16 protein-coding genes and 2 pseudogenes are annotated in these 19,491 nt (G+C 52.2%); 17 read left to right on the top strand and 1 reads right to left on the bottom strand.

Annotated elements, in window-relative coordinates; translation table 11 throughout:
- Positions 1 to 28 precede the first annotated feature (28 nt).
- The 17 genes and pseudogenes from EZM41_RS08415 (at position 29) to cas2 (ending at position 19,128) form a co-directional block, all read left to right on the top strand.
- The gene (locus EZM41_RS08415; RefSeq protein WP_198470669.1) at positions 29 to 1,678 is read left to right on the top strand and encodes a carbon starvation CstA family protein; all 1,650 of its coding nucleotides are present in this window, start codon (positions 29 to 31) and stop codon (positions 1,676 to 1,678) included.
- A gap of 57 nt (positions 1,679 to 1,735) precedes the next feature.
- Positions 1,736 to 2,005 carry a hypothetical protein gene (locus EZM41_RS08410; protein WP_342449271.1) on the top strand — a complete coding sequence of 90 codons (270 nt, stop codon included), beginning with the start codon at positions 1,736 to 1,738 and terminating at the stop codon, positions 2,003 to 2,005.
- A 45-nt stretch (positions 2,006 to 2,050) separates the two neighbouring features.
- Positions 2,051 to 2,980 carry an ArsA family ATPase gene (locus EZM41_RS08405; protein ID WP_198470667.1) on the top strand — a complete coding sequence of 310 codons (930 nt, stop codon included), beginning with the start codon at positions 2,051 to 2,053 and terminating at the stop codon, positions 2,978 to 2,980.
- A 110-nt stretch (positions 2,981 to 3,090) separates the two neighbouring features.
- Positions 3,091 to 4,815, top strand: a complete 1,725-nt coding sequence (locus EZM41_RS08400; RefSeq protein ID WP_198470666.1) for a 2-oxoacid:acceptor oxidoreductase subunit alpha — start codon at positions 3,091 to 3,093, stop codon at positions 4,813 to 4,815.
- 15 nt (positions 4,816 to 4,830) lie between these two features.
- Positions 4,831 to 5,694 (top strand): thiamine pyrophosphate-dependent enzyme, encoded by an 864-nt coding sequence (locus EZM41_RS08395; RefSeq protein ID WP_198470665.1) that lies wholly within the window; start codon positions 4,831 to 4,833, stop codon positions 5,692 to 5,694.
- Between the two features lie 65 nt (positions 5,695 to 5,759).
- Positions 5,760 to 7,538 carry an indolepyruvate ferredoxin oxidoreductase subunit alpha gene (gene iorA / locus EZM41_RS08390; protein ID WP_198470664.1) on the top strand — a complete coding sequence of 593 codons (1,779 nt, stop codon included), beginning with the start codon at positions 5,760 to 5,762 and terminating at the stop codon, positions 7,536 to 7,538.
- Between the two features lie 3 nt (positions 7,539 to 7,541).
- Positions 7,542 to 8,183 (top strand): indolepyruvate oxidoreductase subunit beta, encoded by a 642-nt coding sequence (locus tag EZM41_RS08385; RefSeq protein ID WP_198470663.1) that lies wholly within the window; start codon positions 7,542 to 7,544, stop codon positions 8,181 to 8,183.
- Positions 8,180 to 9,598: a CoA-binding protein gene (locus EZM41_RS08380; RefSeq protein WP_198470662.1), complete on the top strand. Its 1,419-nt coding sequence runs from the start codon at positions 8,180 to 8,182 to the stop codon at positions 9,596 to 9,598. The genes EZM41_RS08385 and EZM41_RS08380 overlap by 4 nt, the downstream gene beginning before the upstream one ends.
- Before the next feature lie 12 nt (positions 9,599 to 9,610).
- On the top strand, positions 9,611 to 10,294 hold the full coding sequence (locus tag EZM41_RS08375; RefSeq protein WP_198470661.1) for an acetate--CoA ligase family protein: 684 nt from the start codon (positions 9,611 to 9,613) through the stop codon (positions 10,292 to 10,294).
- Positions 10,287 to 10,909, top strand: a pseudogene (locus EZM41_RS08370) (plasmid pRiA4b ORF-3 family protein). The gene EZM41_RS08375 and the pseudogene EZM41_RS08370 overlap by 8 nt, the downstream one beginning before the upstream one ends.
- A 230-nt stretch (positions 10,910 to 11,139) precedes the next feature.
- Entirely contained in the window at positions 11,140 to 13,506 is a 2,367-nt protein-coding gene (locus EZM41_RS08360; protein ID WP_198470659.1) for a CRISPR-associated endonuclease Cas3'', read from the top strand.
- Positions 13,507 to 13,551: 45 nt separating this feature from the next.
- On the top strand, positions 13,552 to 14,262 hold the full coding sequence (gene cas5c / locus EZM41_RS08355) for a type I-C CRISPR-associated protein Cas5c (protein ID WP_198470658.1): 711 nt from the start codon (positions 13,552 to 13,554) through the stop codon (positions 14,260 to 14,262).
- Complete coding sequence (gene cas8c, locus EZM41_RS08350) at positions 14,259 to 15,995, top strand: type I-C CRISPR-associated protein Cas8c/Csd1 (RefSeq protein WP_198470657.1); 1,737 nt, start codon at positions 14,259 to 14,261, stop codon at positions 15,993 to 15,995. Before cas5c ends, cas8c begins: the two co-directional genes overlap by 4 nt.
- A 35-nt stretch (positions 15,996 to 16,030) precedes the next feature.
- Positions 16,031 to 17,119 carry a type I-C CRISPR-associated protein Cas7/Csd2 gene (cas7c, locus tag EZM41_RS08345; protein ID WP_198470656.1) on the top strand — a complete coding sequence of 363 codons (1,089 nt, stop codon included), beginning with the start codon at positions 16,031 to 16,033 and terminating at the stop codon, positions 17,117 to 17,119.
- Positions 17,120 to 17,129: 10 nt separating this feature from the next.
- The gene (gene cas4, locus EZM41_RS08340; RefSeq protein WP_198470655.1) at positions 17,130 to 17,795 is read left to right on the top strand and encodes a CRISPR-associated protein Cas4; all 666 of its coding nucleotides are present in this window, start codon (positions 17,130 to 17,132) and stop codon (positions 17,793 to 17,795) included.
- The gene (cas1c, locus tag EZM41_RS08335) at positions 17,792 to 18,823 is read left to right on the top strand and encodes a type I-C CRISPR-associated endonuclease Cas1c (RefSeq protein WP_198470654.1); all 1,032 of its coding nucleotides are present in this window, start codon (positions 17,792 to 17,794) and stop codon (positions 18,821 to 18,823) included. The genes cas4 and cas1c overlap by 4 nt, the downstream gene beginning before the upstream one ends.
- A gap of 14 nt (positions 18,824 to 18,837) precedes the next feature.
- Positions 18,838 to 19,128, top strand: a complete 291-nt coding sequence (gene cas2 / locus EZM41_RS08330; RefSeq protein ID WP_198470653.1) for a CRISPR-associated endonuclease Cas2 — start codon at positions 18,838 to 18,840, stop codon at positions 19,126 to 19,128.
- An 86-nt stretch (positions 19,129 to 19,214) separates the two neighbouring features.
- Here cas2 and EZM41_RS13810 read toward each other — a convergent pair.
- A pseudogene (locus EZM41_RS13810) lies at positions 19,215 to 19,491 on the bottom strand (hypothetical protein); the annotation flags it as partial.

Genomic DNA, 19,491 nt, shown 5'->3' with positions numbered 1-19,491 from the left:
ATATATCTAAAAGGGAGGTGGAGTAGGAATGAGTGGAATTTTACTGTTGGTGATTGCAATAATCCTTTTTGCCTTGGCTTACGTCTACTACGCGGGTTGGTTAGGAAAGCAGTGGGGGCTGGACGTAACGCGCGAGACGCCGGCGCACACCATGTACGACGGCGTCGACTATGTGCCCGCCAAGGCACCGGTGTTGTTGGGGCACCATTTCGCCTCCATAGCCGGCGCGGGGCCTATCAACGGGCCAATCTTGGCGGCGACCTTCGGTTGGATACCCGTTACGCTCTGGATCATCTTGGGCAATATCTTCTTCGGCGCCGTCCACGATTTTGGGTCGCTTTTGGCATCGATAAGACATAAGGGCATGTCAATAGGAGGGATAATAGAGCTTAACGTGGGCACAGCCGCTAAGAGGTTGTTTTTGCTCTTCTCATGGCTCACACTCGTGCTAATCATAGCGGCCTTCGGAAATATCGTAGCGGACACCTTCGTTTCTACGCCTCAGGCGGCCACATCATCGCTTTTGTTCATGCCTCTTGCTGTGGTGTTTGGTTTCGCCATATATAGGCGCAACGCTCCACTGTTTTTAAGCACTATCGTAGGGGTAGTTATACTCTTCCTGTGCGTGGTGTTAGGGGTATACATGCCCCTTCACCTCTCCAAAACCGCGTGGCTGATCATACTTTCGTTTTATATTATCGCGGCGTCCATTCTGCCTGTGTGGATACTGCTCCAGCCGAGAGACTACTTGAACTCCTTTTTGCTTTACGCCATGATTTTAGGCGGCGTAATCGGGGTAATACTATACCACCCCACTATCCAAATGCCTGCCATAACGAGCTTCAAGGTGGGATCGAATTATCTTTTCCCAATGCTGTTCATAACCATAGCGTGCGGCGCCATATCGGGCTTCCACTCACTTGTGGCCTCCGGTACAACGGCCAAGCAGTTGGATAAAGAGGGGGATGCAAAAGTCATAGGCTATGGCGGCATGCTCATCGAAGGCGTCCTCGCGATACTGGCGACATTGACTGCAGTATACTTGACTAAAGAAAACTATGGCGCACTGCTGAAGGGAGGCCCCGTAAACGTCTTCGCCACCGGGCTTGCCACGTTTATGACGAGCTTCGGCTTGGACGCCACCACAGGGAAAACGTTTACGGCTTTGGCCGTTTCGGCTTTTGCCTTGACCACGCTCGACACGGCTACGAGGCTCGGGAGATTCGCCTTTCAGGAGTTTTTCGCCACAGCCGCAACCCCGTCTCAGGCCGAGGCTGCAGAGGCAAGGCCCGTCACCACAGTTAGCTTTCTGGCTAACAGGTATGTAGCATCAATAGTCACCGTGGCAATATCTGTATGGCTTGCCTTCACGAGTTGGTCCGTGATCTGGCCGATGTTCGGTTCTGCAAACCAGCTCTTGGCGGCAGTGGCACTTTTGGCCGTGGCCGCTTGGCTTGCAAATGCAGGGAAAAACAACAAGATGCTCATCTTCCCCATGATTTTCATGTTCATCGTGACGCTGACGGCCCTGGGCTTCCTTATCAGGGACAACGTCGCCCGCGGAAACTATGCGCTCGTCTTCTTCGGCGCGCTGCTTTTCATTCTGGCGATCATACTCATAGCCCTCGCCTACAACGTCCTCACGGGGAAGAAGAAAAGGGCCGGAGCACCGGTTTAGCGATTCAAAAAGGGGGGGCACCGCCCCCCTTTTTTTGAAAGCATGGGAGGTAATTTTGTGAAAAAAGCGATCTCCTTCCTGAAAGACGTATTTTCGGCGATCCTGAAGGCTCCCGCAGAAAATGCGATCACGCGCAAGGAGGCATTCGACGCCAACGACAACTTCTTCCTCATCCTTTACGGCGACCTGCTGGGTATCCCAAACCCCGTCTCTTATTACACCTTAGAGCTCTTACCATACCTGGCTCCAGAGATTGAAGGATGGGAGAGGAGGATCCAGAATAGGGGTTCGGTGATAGAGGAAAAGGCTGCCCAATTTAACTTTTGATGTTAGCGACGTCGCCTCGGCGAGGCGACAAAAGGAAGCGCAAGAATGGGAGAACTGGCAGAAAAACTAAAAGGGCGCAGCTTCGTCTTCTTCGGAGGCAAGGGCGGCACAGGAAAGACTACATGCGCGGCGGCTTTCGCCCTGCGCGCATCGTGCGACGGGAGGAAAACCCTCATAGCCTCCACCGACCCTGCTCATTCTCTGTCGGACATCTTCGGCGTCGCCATAGGGCCCAAAGAAAGGCCTATATCCCGGGGGCTTTACGGCATAGAGATAGATCCCGAAGAAGAGGCCAAGAAATACATCACCCGCGTCAAAGAGCAGATGCAGGGCGTGGTGAGCAGCGTCATTATCCAGGAGATAGAAAGGCAGATAGACGCGGCGTACCTGTCGCCCGGCTCCGAGGAGGCTGCCACGTTCGATAAGTTCGTGGAGTTGATGGACGAGGCAGGAAATCCCTACGACCTCATCGTTTTCGACACGGCTCCTACCGGCCATACGCTGAGACTCCTCACCCTGCCGGAGATATTGGGGGCATGGATGGATAGCCTCATCGCGCGCAGGAGTCGCGCCGTAAAACTCCTCAGGATGGCCTCGAGCGGCTCAAGAGATGACCCCATCATAAAGGTCTTAGAGAAGAGGAAGGCCGGCTTTGAGAAGGCACGGGCTATCCTGACGGATCCTTCTGTTACGAGCTTCGTTTTCGTCATAAACGCAGAGAAATTGCCCATAGCTGAGACCGCAAAAGCTCTCTTTATCCTTCGCAAATACGGAATAGCAGCAGACGGCATCGTCATAAACAAGGTAATTCCCCCTGAAGCCGGAGGCCTCTTGGAGAAGCGACGGGCGATCCAGGAAAAATATCTGGCGGAGGCGCGCACGAAATTCTCCGGCCTTTGGATAACTGAGATCCCTTTGCTCGATACCGACGTAGACGGCATAGAAGGGCTTTCGAAGGTCGCAACATTCCTGTAACTGTAAGTTGCCTGCGCGGCTGTTTCCCGCCGGCAATCTATTTTTGAAGCCTTTTCAAGTTTTTGATATAATCGGCTTATACAGACCCCAAAGTAAAGGAGTGTGAGTCGATGATTCTCTTGCCTCGCGAAGGAGAAAGAGACGTCTCTGTCGTCTTAACTGGAGCAGCCGGCCAGGGTATACAGACGGCGGAGGAGATCTTGGGCAAGGTTCTAAAGCGAAGCGGGTTCCACATCTTCGCCACCCGCGAATTTATGTCCCGCGTGAGAGGCGGAAACAACTCTACCGAAATCCGCGTCTCTTCGCAGAGGGTGAGGGCCTTCGTGGATCGGATCGACCTCCTCGTGTGCCTGAACAAAGGCCTAAGGGATTACCTAAAGGGACGCATAGGCGATAGGACAGTGATCGTGGGCGACGCAGAAGAGATGGGAGACGAGCTGGCCGGGCACGGCCTTCGCTTTTTCCATGTCCCACTGTCGTCGATGGCCAAGGAATTGGGAAATCCGGTCTACGCAAATGTAATAGCCGCAGGAATAGTAGCTGCCCTCTTCGACGTGGACTTCTCCTTGATGGAAGGCTTTTTCGAGGAGCGCTTCGGGGCGAGGGGCAACGACGTAGTCTCGAAGAACGCCGAGGCGGCCCGCAAGGGGTATGAGATCGCTCGCGACCTGGCTAAGGAGATCTCGGTCAAGGTGGACCGCGATACAAAAGCCGCTTCCGAATATCTACTGAGCGGAAGCGACGCCGTGGCGCTCGGAGCTATAGCAGGCGGTTGCAACATGGCGTTCGGCTATCCCATGTCTCCAGCGACGGGAGTGCTCTCCTTTTTATCGCAGCAGGCCGAGGAATTCGGCATTGTAACCGAGCAGACGGAGGATGAGATCTCCGCAATGAACATGGCCATAGGCGGCTGGTATGCCGGCGGGCGCGCAATGGTGACGACCTCGGGCGGCGGATTTGACCTGATGAGCGAAGGGCTGTCTTTGGCAGGCATAGGAGAAAGTCCCATGGTGATCCACTTGGGACAACGACCCGGCCCAGCTACGGGACTCGCCACACGCACGGAGCAAGCGGACCTGGAACTGGCCCTCTATGCTGGGCACGGGGAGTTCCCCAGGGCAATCCTCGCCCCCGGGTCCATAGAAGAGGCGTTTTACATGACTCAGCACGCTTTCAACCTGGCCGCCCGTTTCCAAGTGCCTGTCTTCGTCCTAACGGATCAATATCTCTTGGATTCCTCCTATAACACCCAAAGGCTCTCTTTTGACGGCTTGAGGGTAGAAAAACACATCGTAAAAACCGACAAAGACTACAAACGCTATCTCATCACCGATGACGGCGTCTCGCCAAGAGGGATACCGGGCTACGGCGAAGGCCTAATAGCCTTCGACAGCAACGAGCATGGCGACACCGGCAGGAACATGGACGAAGACCCCAAGATCCGCACAGCCATGAACGCCAAGAGGCTGCGAAAGCTGAAAGGGCTCGCGCAAGCCTCCCTCCCGCCAGCCCTTTACGGCGACGATAACTATGATCTCCTCTTGGTAGGGTGGGGGTCCACGCGCTACATCATAGAAGAGGCGCTACTTCGATTCGCTCGGCCCAAGACGGCTTTCCTCCAGATCAAACAACCCTTCCCGCTTCACAGCTCCGTCGAGGGATTCTTGCGAAAAGCCGAGGTCGTCATAGACGTGGAGTGCAACGCGACGGGGCAGCTTGCGAAGCTCTTGAAGCTCCACGCGGATGTGACAGTGGACCACAAATTATTGAGTTGGTCCGGCATGGAGATGACGGTGGAGGAGCTGCTTGAGCGCCTTCGTGAAATAGCGATTTAAAGGAGGAAGAGAGAAATGACCGATCTAAAGCTCTTCGACGTGCCTGGACCGGTTGACATAATGTGGTGCCCGGGCTGCGGGAACTTTCCGATATTGGAGGCTGTGAAAAAAGCGCTGGCGGAACTTGATCTGAAACCCCAAGAGGTGCTCATATGCTCCGGGATAGGCCAGGCTGCCAAACTTAACCACTACGTGAACACCCACTTCCTTCACGGGCTTCATGGGCGCTCCATCTCCAACGCCACCGGAGCCAAGGCGGCAAACCCCCGCCTCGTCGTGCTTGACGTGGGAGGGGATGGAGATATGTATGCCGAGGGCGGCAACCACATGATCCACACGATAAGGCGAAACCCCGACATCACAGTACTCGCCCACGACAACAGGGTTTACGGCCTCACGAAAGGTCAGGCGTCACCCACGAGCCCTTTGGGGTTCGTATCTCCCACCACCCCAAAGGGAGTAACCAGCGTGCCCTTTAACCCCATAGCCGTGGCCGTCGCCTTAGATGCCTCATTCGTGGCACAAGCCTCAGCCGGCGACATAGAACAGACCAAGGAGATCATAAAGAAGGCAGTCTCCCACAAAGGGTTTTCGTTGATCAACGTCCTGCAACCCTGTGTCACGTTTAACAGGGTCAATACTTACCAATGGTTCAAACAACATACTTACTATTTGGGCGACGATTACGACCCCACCGACCGCATGGCGGCGATGAGAAAGGCTTTTGAGACCGAGAAGCTCCCCCTCGGTGTAATATATGTGAGAGAGAAGGAAGTTTTCGAAGAAACCCTTCCTGCCTATAAGGCCTCGAGCGCGCCACTATATGAGCGCGATGTGGTATGGGACCGGTTGAACAAATTGCTGGAAAATTACGCCTGAGGATGAAGAGAAAGGGGTCTCGCCCCCTCGGGCGGAAAGAGCGCGAAGCCTTTGGAGGTGATGCGATGCCCCCCGAAAAAGAGTCGGTAGCGATCCTGCTTGGGAATGAGGCCATAGCGAGAGGAGCTTACGAGGCTGGCGTAGCTGTGGCCACGGGATATCCCGGCACTCCCAGCACCGAGGTAATAGAGGCGCTTGCAAAGATGCCGGACATTTGGGTTCAATGGTCGCCGAACGAAAAGGTAGCCTTAGAGGTGGCCACAGGCGCTTCCTTCGCCGGAGCCAGGGCCTTGGTCGCCATGAAGCACGTTGGCCTAAACGTGGCCGCCGATCCGTTGCTTACCTTTTGCTACATGCCGGTCAAGGGCGGCACGGTTATAGTCTCCGCAGGCGACCCGGGGATGTTCTCGTCACAAAACGAGCAGGACAACCGCCATTACGGTTGTATAGCGCGCATTCCCGTACTGGCGCCCTCGGATAGCCAAGAGGCGAAGGACTTTACGATAGCCGCTTTTGACATTTCAGAACACTTCTCCACTCCGGTGATCCTATTCACGACTACGCGCCTCTCCCACGGGCGTAGCGCGGTTTCACTCGGTAAACGCATAAAGCCGTCACGAACACTGGAGTTTGTGCCCAGGATTCAAGACTTCGTAATGGTTCCGGCCAACGCCAGAAAGAGGCACCCTATCGTAGAGCAGCGCCTCGATGCGCTTAAGGAATACGCCGAAAACTGCCAATTCAATAAAATGGAGCTAAAAGACAGGGACATAGGTTTCGTCACCGGAGGCATCGCATACCAATACGTCAAAGAGGCCTTCCCAGAAGCCTCTGTGCTCAAGCTCGGGTTGGCCTACCCCCTGCCGAAGAAGCTCATCGCGGATTTCGCCTCGCAGGTAGATCGCCTCTTCGTGGTCGAGGAGGGGGATCCGTTTTGGGAGAAAGAGATCTTGGCCATGGGAATTGACGTAATCGGACAAGGCTTGACGGGCCCTGCCGTTTTTCCGCGCACAGGGGAGCTTTCTACGGATATAGTCCGCAGGGCGGTGGAAACGCATTTGGGCGCAAAACCACCGGTAGAAGAAGAGCCTCGGGATGCCCTGCCACTGCGGCCTCCAACGCTTTGCGCAGGGTGCCCTCATCGGGGCGTATTCTACGTGCTCGCGAAGTGCCGTCTGAACGTGACAGGAGACATCGGCTGCTATGCCCTCGGGGCATCTCCGCCCTTCAACAGCCTGCACACGTGCACGTGCATGGGCGCCTCTATAGGAGAGGCAATGGGCTTAGAGAAAGCAATGGGGACAGAATTTTCACGGAGAACCGTGGCCGTGATAGGCGATTCCACCTTCCTGCACTCCGGCATAGCTCCCCTCATAGATGTGGTTTACAACCGCGGCACCGTCACCGTCGTCATCCTCGATAACGGCACCACTGCCATGACAGGCCATCAAGACAACCCTGCATCGGGCAGAGATGCGCGCGGCAAACCGGCCCCGAGGGTGGATCTCGAGGCGCTGGTTCGCGCTTGCGGCGTCAAAGACGTCAGCATAGCAGATCCCTACGACCTCGAAGGCACGGAGAAAGCGATAAGAGAGGCCGTATCGCGCGAGGAGCCATCTGTGGTCATCACCAGGAGATCCTGTGCCCTCACATCCGGCACCGCAAAACCGCCTGTGCATTATTTAAGCGAACTTTGTATAGAGTGCGGAAATTGCTTCCGCATAGGCTGTCCGGCGTTGGAAAAAGAAAACAAGCGGCCGCGGGTGAACGAGACGCTCTGCAACGGCTGCTATATGTGCGTCCAGCTCTGCAAGAGCGGGGCCTTGGCGGAGCAGGAGGCGTGAGCGATGGTCGAAGTCGCTTTAAACCAACGCATAGGTCGAATAAACGACATCGTCATAGCCGGTGTAGGAGGACAAGGGAGCATAATGACGATGCGCATCCTCACTTCGCTCTTTTTGGCCCAAGGGTGGCAGGTAAAGGCATCTGAGGTCCACGGTATGGCCCAGAGGGGGGGCAGTGTGGAGACGCACGTGCGTCGAGGAAGAATTGTCTACTCTCCCCTCGTTCCTTTCGGCAAGGCCGATATGCTCTTAGCCTTAGAGCAGCTGGAATGCCTTCGCTACTTGCCGTGGATGAAAAAAGGAGGACTCTGTGTAACGAGCGACGAGCGGATTATGCCGGTGACCGTTACGCTGGGAGGCGAGAAGTACCCCGAAGACGCGAAGGAGAAGGCAATGCGGAAGGCAGGAATACTGGTATGGGTCGAAGCCTCGAGGATAGCCAGAGAGGCCGGCAACGCCAGAGCGAGCAATGTGGCCCTCCTTGGGGCCTCATCGCCATTTTTGGACGCCTCGGAGGAGGAATGGGAACAGGCTATCCGCGCCTCGGTCTCCGAGAAAGCATTGAGTGCGAATATGAGCGCTTTCTGCATGGCGCGAGAGCTCACTTTAAAACGCCTTATAAGCGAAGGGAGCGCGATAGAGTGAAAAGGACCCATTCAAACTTAAATGCCCTGTTCGACCCGCGCACCGTTGCAGTACTCGGAGCCTCTCGAGACCCCTCAAAAATAGGCCACCTTGTCTTTAGGTATATGCTCGACAGCGAAGCCAAATTATTTCCCGTCAACCCTTCAGCGGGCGAGATCCTCGGCCACAGATGTTATCCGAGCCTCATGTCCATACCGGAAGACGTGGATATGGCGGTCCTGGCCCTGCCTGCAAGTGCAACGTCGCAGGCCGTCAGAGAGTGCGTGAATAAAGGCGTAAAGGCCATAGTCTGCCTGGCATCAGGGTTCGGCGAAACGGGAAGCGAGGGGAAACGCCTCGAGGAGGAGATCAAAAAGATGCTCGCAAGCGCTCCTCCGGAGAGGCGTCCGAGGTTTTTGGGACCGAATACGCTTGGGGTATACGTCCCGAGGCGGCGGATCGAGACGATCTTCACGTCGCGAGAGCGCAATCCGAGGCCGGGACCTGGCGGCATAGCCTTTATCTCCCAAAGCGGAGCTACGGCTGTATGTATCATGGAAGCCGCGGCAGCTGTGGGAGTGGGCTTTTCCGCCTTTGTGGGCATAGGCAACAAATTGGATGTGGACGAAAACGAGCTCCTCGATTACTTCGCGGCCGATCCTGAGACGTCGACCATCATAATGTATCTCGAAAGCTTCAAAGACGGACGGGCCTTTTTGGAAAGCTGCCGACGAATCGTGCCCAAAAAACCCGTCATAGTCTTGAAAGCCGGCAGATCGGAAAGCGGTGCCAAGGCTGCGGCGCTTCACACGGGCTCTCTGGCCGGTTCCGACAGGGTCGCGGATGGAGCCCTTGTGCAGGCAAGGGTTTTCCGCGCCTATGACGAGGAAGAGCTGGTCGATTTGGCGCGCGCCCTCGACCATGGTCGCCCTTTCACAGGAGGCCGCGTGGCGATCCTTACCACGGCGGGCGGGATGGGCGTCATCGCCGCCGATCTCTTGGAATCGAGCGACAGAGGGGTGGGCTTGAAATTAGCGCCCTTATCCGAGACAGGCAGGGCTAAGCTGCGTTCCCTCCTGCTCCCCTTCGCCTCGGCCAACAACCCGGTGGACGTGACCGCCAACGCCAGCAATGACCACTACGCCGCCGCGCTTGAGGTGCTCGAATCCGAGCCGGATGTGGATGCTATCCTGTGCGTAATGCAGTTTCAAAGCCCCTTTGTCGATGAGCGCCTAATGGGTATCGTTACCGACTGGTTTCATCGCGGCGAAAAATCCATCGTGGTCACGAGCATAGGAGGAGAGCTCTCCCAGCGCGCGCTAAAAAACCTTACAGAAAGCGGAGTGCCCGCTTACCCGTCCATATGGAGGGGCGTCCGAGCCATAAGCGCGCTCTACAAGCGCGGAGTCTGGGCAAGCGCAAACTCAAAGCGATAGAGAGGGATGACTATGAAAGCAAAAGATCTGCTCCTCTCATGTATGCCGCTCGCCGAGCACCAAGTCAAAGAACTCGTCCAATCTTACGGTGTGCCTGTGCCGCAGCGCCTCGTTTTAGAAGGAGACGAAAGCCTGCCGAGGCGTCTGCCGTTTCCGTATCCCGTCGCAGTAAAGGTGTCGGACCCGCAAATTCTGCACAAAAGCGAAGTCGGCGGGGTAAGGCTTGGCATCAAAAACCGCGCCCAGCTGGAAAGGGCCGTCTCCAGCATGAGGGAAGACTTTCCGGGAAAGGCCGTCCTCATTGAGGTCCAGGAGCCTCCAGGCGTGGAGGCCATCGTGGGCCTGATCCACGACTCCGCCTTCGGATCTTCTATAATGCTCGGCATGGGCGGCGTTTTAACGGAGCTTTATCAAGATGTCACGTTTAGAGTAATTCCCATAGACGAAAGCGATGCATACGAAATGATATCGCTCCTGCGGGGCAGTCGCCTTTTTGAGGGCTTCAGGAATTTCAAAGCGAGCAAAAGCGCCCTCGCCTCACTCCTCCTCGCCGTATCGCGCCTGGGCGAGGAGTTGGGCGAGCGCATCGCCCAGATGGATTTGAACCCCGTCATCGTATATGAGGACAGGTGCGTCGCAGTCGACGCCAAACTGCTATTGAGGGAAAGGAGCGCTGCCCTGTCTTCGAGTGGATGACAAGTTATATAAGGGTGGTCGATGCAATGGAGGAGTTAAGGTGAAAAAGCGGTTCAATAACACATATCAGTTCAAGATTACCCCGAGAGAGACAAAGCCGCCGATTTGGCGGCGAATACAGGTGCCAGAGACATACACATTTTGGGATTTACACGTCGCCATCCAAGACGCCATGGGCTGGACCGATTCCCATCTCCACAAATTCAAGATAAAAGATCAAAAGACCGGAAAAAGGGTAAGAGTCGGCATTCCCGACGGAGATAGCGTTCATGAAATCCTACCGGACTGGAAAGTGAAGATCTCTGAAATTTTCTCAGAGGATAACCCGAAGGCGAACCACACCTATGATTTCGGTGATGATTGGAGGCATCTAATACAGTTAGAGAAAATCCAACCGAGGGGAGAAGGTGTCAAGTACCCGAGGTGCATCGGCGGTAAAGGGCATGTTCGCCCGAAGACTGCGGAGGCTCTTGGGGATACGAAGAACTCTTAGATGTCATCAAAGACCCAAAACACGAAGACCACGAAGAAATGCTCGAATGGCTCGGCGACGACTTCGACCCTGACTACTTCGATATCGATGAAGTCAAATTCACCAACCCTGAGTGTGCCTGAAGGATATGCTCCAATGGGAGAGGGTCGCGTTCCGGTCTGACATATGCTCTATTAGAACTACAACCCAAAGGGGAAGGGGCTTCCCGACGCCGAAGACAAGACAAGTGCACTATTAAGAAATTCGGATTTAAGATAGTGAAGCCGGTTAAATAGAGCGAAAACCCACGGTCTAGATATTCCGAGATCTTGGTTGGATGTGCTCTTAAAGGCATATTTGGCAGGAGGACTTGATGGAATTTATTGCACATGTTCGAAGAGAAGAAAATGGAACTTGGACCACGCAGAGCTTGAAAAGTCATTTGGAAGGAACCGCTCGCAGGGCTGAGATATTTGCTTCAAAATTCGGGAACCAGGATTGGGTCAGAATAATTGCCTATTGGCATGATTTGGGGAAATTCACCCCGGGGTGGCAAAAACACATTAGAACAAGCTCAGGTTTTGACCCGAATGCCCACATCGAAGGGGCCACAGGGAAAGGAAATCACAGCTCGGCCGGTGCCGTGTTGGCATTTCTCGAATTTAGCCGTTTTCTCCCTCTGGCTCGTGCGCTTGGATATCCGATCGCGGGACATCATACAGGCCTTCCGGATTGGTATCCCGAAGATGCTTCAGGTGATCCATTGCCTAATCGGGTTTACAAGAACCCGTTAAACCAGGAACTTAATTTGGAAACCCTTAAAATTATTAAGAACCTACCAGAAGCAGCGCCCTTTATTTCATGTCCAAAGCCGAAAACAGGACCATTTGGCATTTCCAAACCGAACGGAGAAGACAAAGAATTTCTACATTTATGGATACGGATGCTCTTTTCTTGCCTTGTTGATGCGGATTTTCTCGATACCGAAGAATTTATGGATCCTTCGAAAGCAAAAGCCAGGGCCGATGAAAGCACATACACTGATGGGGCAAATAAGATAAACCTTGCGGCGCTGAAAAAGCGATTTGACGAATTTATGTCGAAGAAAACTCAATCGGCTTCACAGACGCCTATAAACCTGCAGAGGAAGAAAATACTTGAATTGTGCCGAAAGAAGGCTTCCCTGGCACCCGGTTTTTTTACTCTGACGGTTCCCACCGGAGGAGGCAAAACCCTGTCGTCTATGGCGTTTGCCCTGGAGCATGCCCTTCGGTACGGCAAAGACAGGATCATAGTGGCAATTCCTTACACGAGCATCATTGAACAAACCGCAAAGGTCTATAAATACGGCACCGACGATGACGAGGGGGCAAAAGAAGCAAAACAGAGTGAGAACTGGCTGTTCGGAGAATCTGCTGTTCTGGAACACCACAGCAACATGGACCCTAATCATGAAGATTACAAAAACCGCCTTGCTGCTGAAAACTGGGACGCTCCAATAATCGTTACCACGAATGTCCAGCTCTTTGAATCGCTCTTCGCAAGTCGTCCCTCTCGATGTCGGAAACTTCACAACATTGTCAACAGCGTGATCATTTTAGATGAAGCCCAGATGCTTCCGCCGGAATTCTTAAAACCCATTCTTTCGGTATTGAGAGGGCTTGTCTCCCATTTTGGCGTAACCATTCTTTTATGTACCGCCACACAGCCAGCTCTGGAAGACTCGATAGGTTCTGGGAAAAGCATCTTTTCGGGCCTTCCGAGGGCAATAGAGATTATCGACGATCCATCCTCTCTCGCAGAATCGTTTAGGAGAGTAGACCTCGATCTTCCCGGCCCTGAAAATCTAAAGCGCAGAACGTGGGAAGATCTCGCCGCAGAAATTTGTGTTTATGATCAACTACTTTGTATTGTTAACACGCGCCGTGATTGTCGTGAGCTTCACTCACTCATGCCCGATGGCACAGTCCACCTTTCCGGTTTTATGTGTGCAGAAGAGCGGAGCGAAACGATCAGTCGGATCAAGGAAAAGCTTCGCAAGGGAGAGCTAGTCCGTGTCATCAGCACGCAATTGGTGGAAGCAGGTGTCGACATCGATTTTCCCGTCGTCTACAGGGCCCTTGGCGGATTTGATTCAATTGCCCAAGCCGCGGGCAGGTGTAACAGGGAGGGCAAACTTGACTCCCTTGGGGAAAGGGGAAGGGTTGTCGTCTTCATGCCTCCTTGTCCGACCCCGCCGGGTCTATTGAGAAAAGGAGAGGATGCCACCCTTGAAATGTTGAGGTTGAGAAAAATTTCGAACATAGCACCTGAACTTTTTAGAGAGTACTTCAAGATCTTCTATGGAAAGGTCGTTGATTTCGATCAACCGCACTTTGACAACAGGGTTGTCAAGGAAGCCCTTGATTTCAAGTTTCAATTCAGAACCCTCGCGCGCCAGTTCAACCTCATCGATGGCAGCGAACGGGAAAGCATCGTCGTCCAATACGAAGGAAGCCGCAACTCGAGCAATCCGTTAATAGAGCAGCTTAGGCGTCAAGGGCCGAGCAGGTCGCTTCTGAGAAGACTCCAGCGCTTTACCGTTACCGTTCCCCGATATCTTTCCCAAGATCTTTTCAACAAGGGCATGATCGAAGAGATCGGAGGGTTTTATATTCAGGTGAGCCCAGCTTTGTATCGCAAGGGTTTGGGATTGCTTCCCGACGAGAAAAAGTGGAGCGAAGAGTTTTTGATGGTTTAGAAAAAGCTCCTTGTGAAATGTCAGGAAACAGCAAAGGAGGTAGCCATGAACGGAACGTTTTTCAACAAGGTCTTCTGTCTCGAGGTAGCCGGTGATTACGCCTGTTTCACGAGACCAGAAATGAAGGTTGAGCGGGTCAGCTATGACGTTATTACTCCATCTGCAGCGCGGGGGATATTTGAGGCAGTTTTCTGGAAACCTGCCGTGCGATGGCGTGTGAGAAAAATCGAAGTTCTCAATCCGATAACGTGGATTTCAGTGCGCAGGAACGAAGTTGGGGCAACCATGAGCGAGAGGAGAAAAGAAATTTTTATCGAGAATGAAAGACAGCAAAGGGCAGGACTTTTCTTGCGTGATGTTCGCTATAGGCTCCACGCCGAGCTGGAGTTTATTCATCCAAAAGACAGGAGTAAAACCTTTTGGAAAACTCCTGAGGAGTTTATCCCAGAGGAAGAGGAATACCGAAAAGACGAGAACCCAGGGAAATATAATGCCATTTTCGAGCGGCGGGCAAGGAAGGGTCAGTGCTTCAACCAGCCATACCTTGGCTGTCGGGAGTTCAGCTGTGCCTTTCGGCTAATCGAAGATCTTTCGAGCGAACCGAAACCGATTGACGAAACGAGAGATTTGGGCTTCATGCTTTATGACCTGGATTTCTCAACTCCCGATGACATAAAACCTGCATTTTTCAGAGCCTTTCTCCGACAAGGAGTAATAGACGTGCCACCTTGGGAAAGTGAGGAGGTGCGAAGGTGATACTGCAGGCTCTTGCAGAATACTATCAACGAAAAATGGCTGACCCGGAAAACAGTATGGCCCCGATAGGATGGGAATGGAAGGAGATTCCCTTTCTCTTGGTAATCAACGAGAGGGGAGAGCTCCAGGCAATACAGGACACCCGCGAGCAGAAAGGGAACAGGCTGCGGGCAAAGGCTTTCCTGGTCATGCAGGGAGAAAAGCGTAGCTCAGCAATAAAACCGAATTTGCTTTGGGACAACGTTGAATACGTCTTGGGTGCAAATCCACGCGGCAGAAAAGATATATCTAAAAGACACGAAGCCTTTAAAAGGCGAATTGCCGAGGAGTTTACCGAAGGAGAGGAACCAACAGTTGTTTTGGCCGTTAAAAAATTTTTGGAGAATAACCCTATAAAGCAGATTGAGCAAAAGACCGAGTATTCAGAACTATGGAAGGAAATTTTGAATAGCAATGCCTTTGTCACTTTCAAGCTCGAAGGCAATGACTCTATGACGATATTTGATGACTTGCGCGATACGCTGCCCAAAGAAAAAGAGGATAGCGGTATGAAATGGAGTGTTTGTCTGGTTTCTGGTAAAAAAGCTTACATACCCAGGACGCATCCTGCAATAAAAGGGGTTAGAGGCACAAATACCTCGGGGGCGGCAGTCGTTTCTTTTAACCTTGACGCCTTTTCTTCCTATGGAAAAGAGCAAAATCTCAACGCACCACTTTCCAAGCGTGCCACTTTCGAATATACAACGGCATTAAATTTCCTGCTAGGGAAAGATTCAGAAAACAATGTAACAGTTGGAAATACTACGATTGTCTTTTGGGCGGAGAAAAGGGATGAACAGACATTCGACATGGAAGGCAATTTCCCCTGGTTCATTGCAGATCCCCCGAAAGATGATCCCGATCGTGGAGTGAGGGCGGTTCGTGCGCTATATGAGTTTGCGACCTCCGGCAAAATGCCCGCAGCCAGTGAAGAACGTTTTTATGTACTCGGTTTAGCTCCGAACACTGCAAGAATTTCAGTCCGTCTTTGGAGATCGGGCACACTCAAAGAATTCGCAGAGAAGATAATCCAGCATTTTGAAGACATCAACATAATCAAGAGTCCTAACGATCCAGAGTACCTGACGCTGAGCCAACTCGTTCGTTCGACAGCATTGGATAACAAAACAGAAAACGTTCTCCCAAAACTTGCGGGCGACGTATTGGCAAGTGTGATAGACGGCACTCCATACCCGAGGACTCTTCTGCAACAATGCATTTCCCGCATACGAGCAGAACGCAGGGTAGGCAGGACGCGTGCCGCAATTTTAAAGGGTTGTATTAATCGTTTCCAGAAAAATTATGCAGGTTTGAGAAAGGAGGCTTTAGGTGTGGGATTGGACAAAAGCAACAAGAACACGGCTTACAGGCTCGGCAGGCTATTTTCCGTGTTGGAAAAAATTCAGGAGGAATCACATCCAAATATCAATACGACTATTCGTGATCGTTTTTACGGGGCTGCCTCATCAAGCCCAGTTTCGGTTTTCCCTCAGCTGCTTAAGTTAAAAAATCACCATCTTGCCAAGCTCGAAAGCAAAAGTCGCAAGCTATACTTTGAAAGAGAAATCGGTGAAATCATGGAGGAGATCAACAGCTTTCCCAGGTATTTGACAATAGACCAACAGGCTCTTTTTGCCATAGGATACTACCATCAACGTCAAGATTTTTTCCAAAAAAGGAAAAACGATCAGTAGTCTAATTTCAATTAATAGGGAGGGCATTAAAAAAAATGGGCCAGATCAACAAAAGGTACGATTTTGTTATTTTCTTTGATGTGCAGGACGGTAACCCTAACGGCGATCCAGACGCCGGGAATCTGCCTCGAATTGACGCAGAAACCGGCATGGGGCTAGTGACCGATGTTTGTTTGAAACGAAAAGTGCGAAATTATGTTGCGTTAACCAAAAACTACCATAGACCATACGACATATACATTAAAGAAAAGGCTGTGCTTGGTAAGTCACACTGGGAAGCGTTCGAAAATCTTGGCATCCCCTTAGGGCAAGAGAGTCGTAATCTGATTCCCAAAGAACTCGAGGATGCTATAAACGATTTGGCTTTGCCTGAGGGTTTAAAAATCGTGGAAGAAGACAATCAATCGTTGCTCGTTGTTGAAGCTAGCGCTGATGTTAAGTTGATCAAAGACTTGATCAAAGATATGAACCTCGGAAAAGAAGTAAAGAAGTTTGTTGATAACGTGCTTAAGGGATCAAAAGCAAGAAAGCCGACCGCGGAGGAAACCGAAAAAGGAAGGGAGTGGATGTGTAAGAATTTTTATGACATTAGAACTTTCGGCGCAGTGCTTTCACTAAAAACAGCTCCCAATTGCGGACAGGTTCGTGGTCCCGTTCAGCTTACCTTTGCACGCTCTGTCGAACCAATCGTCGCTTTAGAACACAGTATAACGCGGATGGCCGTAGCGACTGAGGCCGAAGCCGAAAGACAAAGCGGAGATAACCGCACCATGGGCCGAAAATTCACTGTACCTTACGCCCTTTATCGGGCACACGGGTTTATCTCCGCACATCTTGCCGCGCAAACAGGATTCTCTCAGGAAGACCTGGATCTCTTCTGGGAGGCGCTTGTTAACATGTTCGAACATGACCGTTCGGCGGCGCGTGGCATGATGTGCACCCGAGCAGTTGTTGCCTTCGAGCATCAGTCGGCCCTTGGCAACAAAGCTGCATACGAGCTTTTCTCTCGGGTGAGCGCGGAACGCGTTTCGGAAGGCCCTGCGCGCTCTTTCTCTGATTACCGGATAGCGCTTGATAGTGAACCATTGAAGCAAGTTTTTAATATTATACCTGTCACCAACTGAAGTGATTCATATGTATTCTGAGGACGAATTGCTGCCGATTTCTGCACTCCAGCACTTGGCATTTTGCGAGCGCCAATGGGCTTTGATACACCTTGAGCGGGTTTGGCAGGACAATGTGTTTACCGTGGAAGGAAAACAATTGCACGAGAAAGTCCACGAAGCCGACTCGGAATGTAGAGGGGGCGTAAAGATCATACGGTCCCTTCGTCTTAGGTCTTTCAGTCTGGGCCTTGTCGGGCAGGCCGATGTTGTGGAATTCGAGGAGTCTGACCCAGGAAATGCCTCTATTCGGATCATTGAATATAAGCGAGGTCGGCCGAAAATAGACCATTGCGACGAAGTGCAGCTCTGTGCACAGGCTCTTTGTTTGGAGGAGATGCTCAGGGCGCTCGTTTCCGAAGGCTGTTTCTTCTACGGAAAGTCAAGGTGTAGATATCAAATCATTTTCACAGATGCACTGCGGGAGGAAACTAAAACCTTAGCCAGGCGTTTGCATGAGCTATCCGAAGAAAAAACTACACCGCATGCCCATTACGGCAAACGTTGTGAAAGTTGTTCGCTGATTGACGTGTGTCTTCCGAAATCCACAGAGAAGAGAAGAAAGGCAAGCAGATATCTCGGATCGATTATTTCCTCATCGCTGAAGCAAGATATGGATGGAGAAGAAAATAGATGAAGCATTTGCTGAACACGCTATACGTGACGACTCAGGGCAGTTATCTCTCTCGCGACGGTGAAACGGTCCTTATTAAAGTAGAGCAGGAAACGAAATTGCGCGTTCCAATACATACACTATGTAGTATTATTTGTTTCGGACAGGTTGCGTGCAGTCCTCCGCTGCTCGGTTTATGCGGAGCAAGGGGCGTGGCTGTCTCTTTTTTATCTGAAAACGGTCGATTCCTAGCTCGCGTTCAAGGTCCCGTTTCCGGCAACGTCCTCTTACGAAGGGAACAATACCGAAGGGCTGATGATCAGATAAAATCGGCCGAAATTGCGCGTTCCGTAGTTATAGCAAAAATAGCGAACAGCCGTACGGTCCTCTTGAGGGCGGCACGTGAGAATGACGATCCCGGAGCATCAGGCGTGCTTTCCAATACCGCGGCTTTGCTGGTAAGACATTTGAAGAACCTTGAAAATCAGGCTCCTCTTGATACTCTGAGGGGTATCGAGGGAGACGCAGGGAGACAATACTTCAGCGTGTTTGACCACCTTATAACGTCACAAAAAGATGACTTTCGATTTACTGAACGAACGCGTCGCCCCCCGATGGATCCGATGAACGCGTTGCTGTCATTCTTATACACGTTACTTGTCCACGATGTCACGTCAGCCCTCGAGGGGGTCGGCCTCGATCCGGCAGTCGGTTTTCTGCATCGGGATCGGCCAGGACGACCAAGCCTTGCATTGGACCTCATGGAAGAATTGCGGCCGCCCCTTGCTGACCGGCTGGCTCTGAGTTTAGTCAACAGACAACAAGTGAAGGCAAAGGACTTCACTGTTACCGAAACCGGAGCAGTGTTTATGAGCGATGAAGCCCGTAAAGAAGTGCTCATGGCCTGGCAAAAGAGAAAACGGGAAGAGATCATGCATCCCTTCATCAACGAACGGATTTCCTTCGGGCTCGTGCCGCATGTTCAATCTCTGCTCTTGGCCAGGCATTTGCGCGGGGATCTGGATGCCTACCCCCCCTTTCGGTGGCGATAGCGAGGTGTTGTCTAATGATGGTACTCATCACTTACGATGTAAACATTACTTCTGAAGGAGGGACACGAAGACTCCGGAAAGTGGCCAGAATCTGCCAGAATTATGGCCAGAGAGTCCAAAATTCCGTATTCGAGTGTCTTGTCGATCCAACCCAATGGGCTATGTTACGTCACGAATTGCTTCAGGCCTATGACTCGTCAAAAGACAGCTTGAGGTTTTATTTCCTTGGAGCCAACTGGAAGAGGCGTGTAGAGCATCAGGGTGCCAAGGAAACGTATGATCCTGAAGGCCCTTTAATACTATAGCAATATTTTGTTGGCCTTCGCGAACCCCAAATGCGTGCTCTATTCCCGCCAGGTTCGCGCTTTCAGGAAACAGCAGGCATGGACCACTAAAAAGGAGAAATCGTCTTCGCTCCCCCCCTTCTGAAACGTTTTGATTCAGAAGATTCGCGGAATCCTTCTTGTAAACCTTTGCAGTAACTATAAAAAACATTGACGCGGTCGCCCCCCACGCGGGGGCGTGGAGTTAGAAAGAGATCACCTCTGAAATACAGTCCCAGAGGAGAATCGCGGAGGACGCTCGACACATAGGCAGATATGAACGTCTCCACTACGCCCAGGATGACGCCGCCCACGATGGCGCCCAAGAGGCTCCCCAAGCCGCCG

It is taken from the genome of Acetomicrobium sp. S15 = DSM 107314, assembly GCF_016125955.1.
GTDB classification, from domain to species: Bacteria; Synergistota; Synergistia; order Synergistales; family Thermosynergistaceae; genus Thermosynergistes; species Thermosynergistes pyruvativorans.
The sequence above is the reverse complement of the archived record's forward strand: the minus strand, read 5'-3'. Positions and strand labels throughout refer to the sequence as shown.

Excerpts from the sequence above, each read along its gene's own strand:
- EZM41_RS08415 (WP_198470669.1), top strand. The coding sequence starts at position 29 with ATGAGTGGAATTTTACTGTTGGTGATTGCAATAATCCTTTTTGCCTTG.
- EZM41_RS08405 (WP_198470667.1), top strand. The coding sequence starts at position 2,051 with ATGGGAGAACTGGCAGAAAAACTAAAAGGGCGCAGCTTCGTCTTCTTC.
- EZM41_RS08400 (WP_198470666.1), top strand. The coding sequence starts at position 3,091 with ATGATTCTCTTGCCTCGCGAAGGAGAAAGAGACGTCTCTGTCGTCTTA.
- EZM41_RS08395 (WP_198470665.1), top strand. The coding sequence starts at position 4,831 with ATGACCGATCTAAAGCTCTTCGACGTGCCTGGACCGGTTGACATAATG.
- iorA (WP_198470664.1), top strand. The coding sequence starts at position 5,760 with ATGCCCCCCGAAAAAGAGTCGGTAGCGATCCTGCTTGGGAATGAGGCC.
- EZM41_RS08385 (WP_198470663.1), top strand. The coding sequence starts at position 7,542 with ATGGTCGAAGTCGCTTTAAACCAACGCATAGGTCGAATAAACGACATC.
- EZM41_RS08375 (WP_198470661.1), top strand. The coding sequence starts at position 9,611 with ATGAAAGCAAAAGATCTGCTCCTCTCATGTATGCCGCTCGCCGAGCAC.
- EZM41_RS08360 (WP_198470659.1), top strand. The coding sequence starts at position 11,140 with ATGGAATTTATTGCACATGTTCGAAGAGAAGAAAATGGAACTTGGACC.
- cas5c (WP_198470658.1), top strand. The coding sequence starts at position 13,552 with ATGAACGGAACGTTTTTCAACAAGGTCTTCTGTCTCGAGGTAGCCGGT.
- cas7c (WP_198470656.1), top strand. The coding sequence starts at position 16,031 with ATGGGCCAGATCAACAAAAGGTACGATTTTGTTATTTTCTTTGATGTG.
- cas4 (WP_198470655.1), top strand. The coding sequence starts at position 17,130 with ATGTATTCTGAGGACGAATTGCTGCCGATTTCTGCACTCCAGCACTTG.
- cas1c (WP_198470654.1), top strand. The coding sequence starts at position 17,792 with ATGAAGCATTTGCTGAACACGCTATACGTGACGACTCAGGGCAGTTAT.
- cas2 (WP_198470653.1), top strand. The coding sequence starts at position 18,838 with ATGATGGTACTCATCACTTACGATGTAAACATTACTTCTGAAGGAGGG.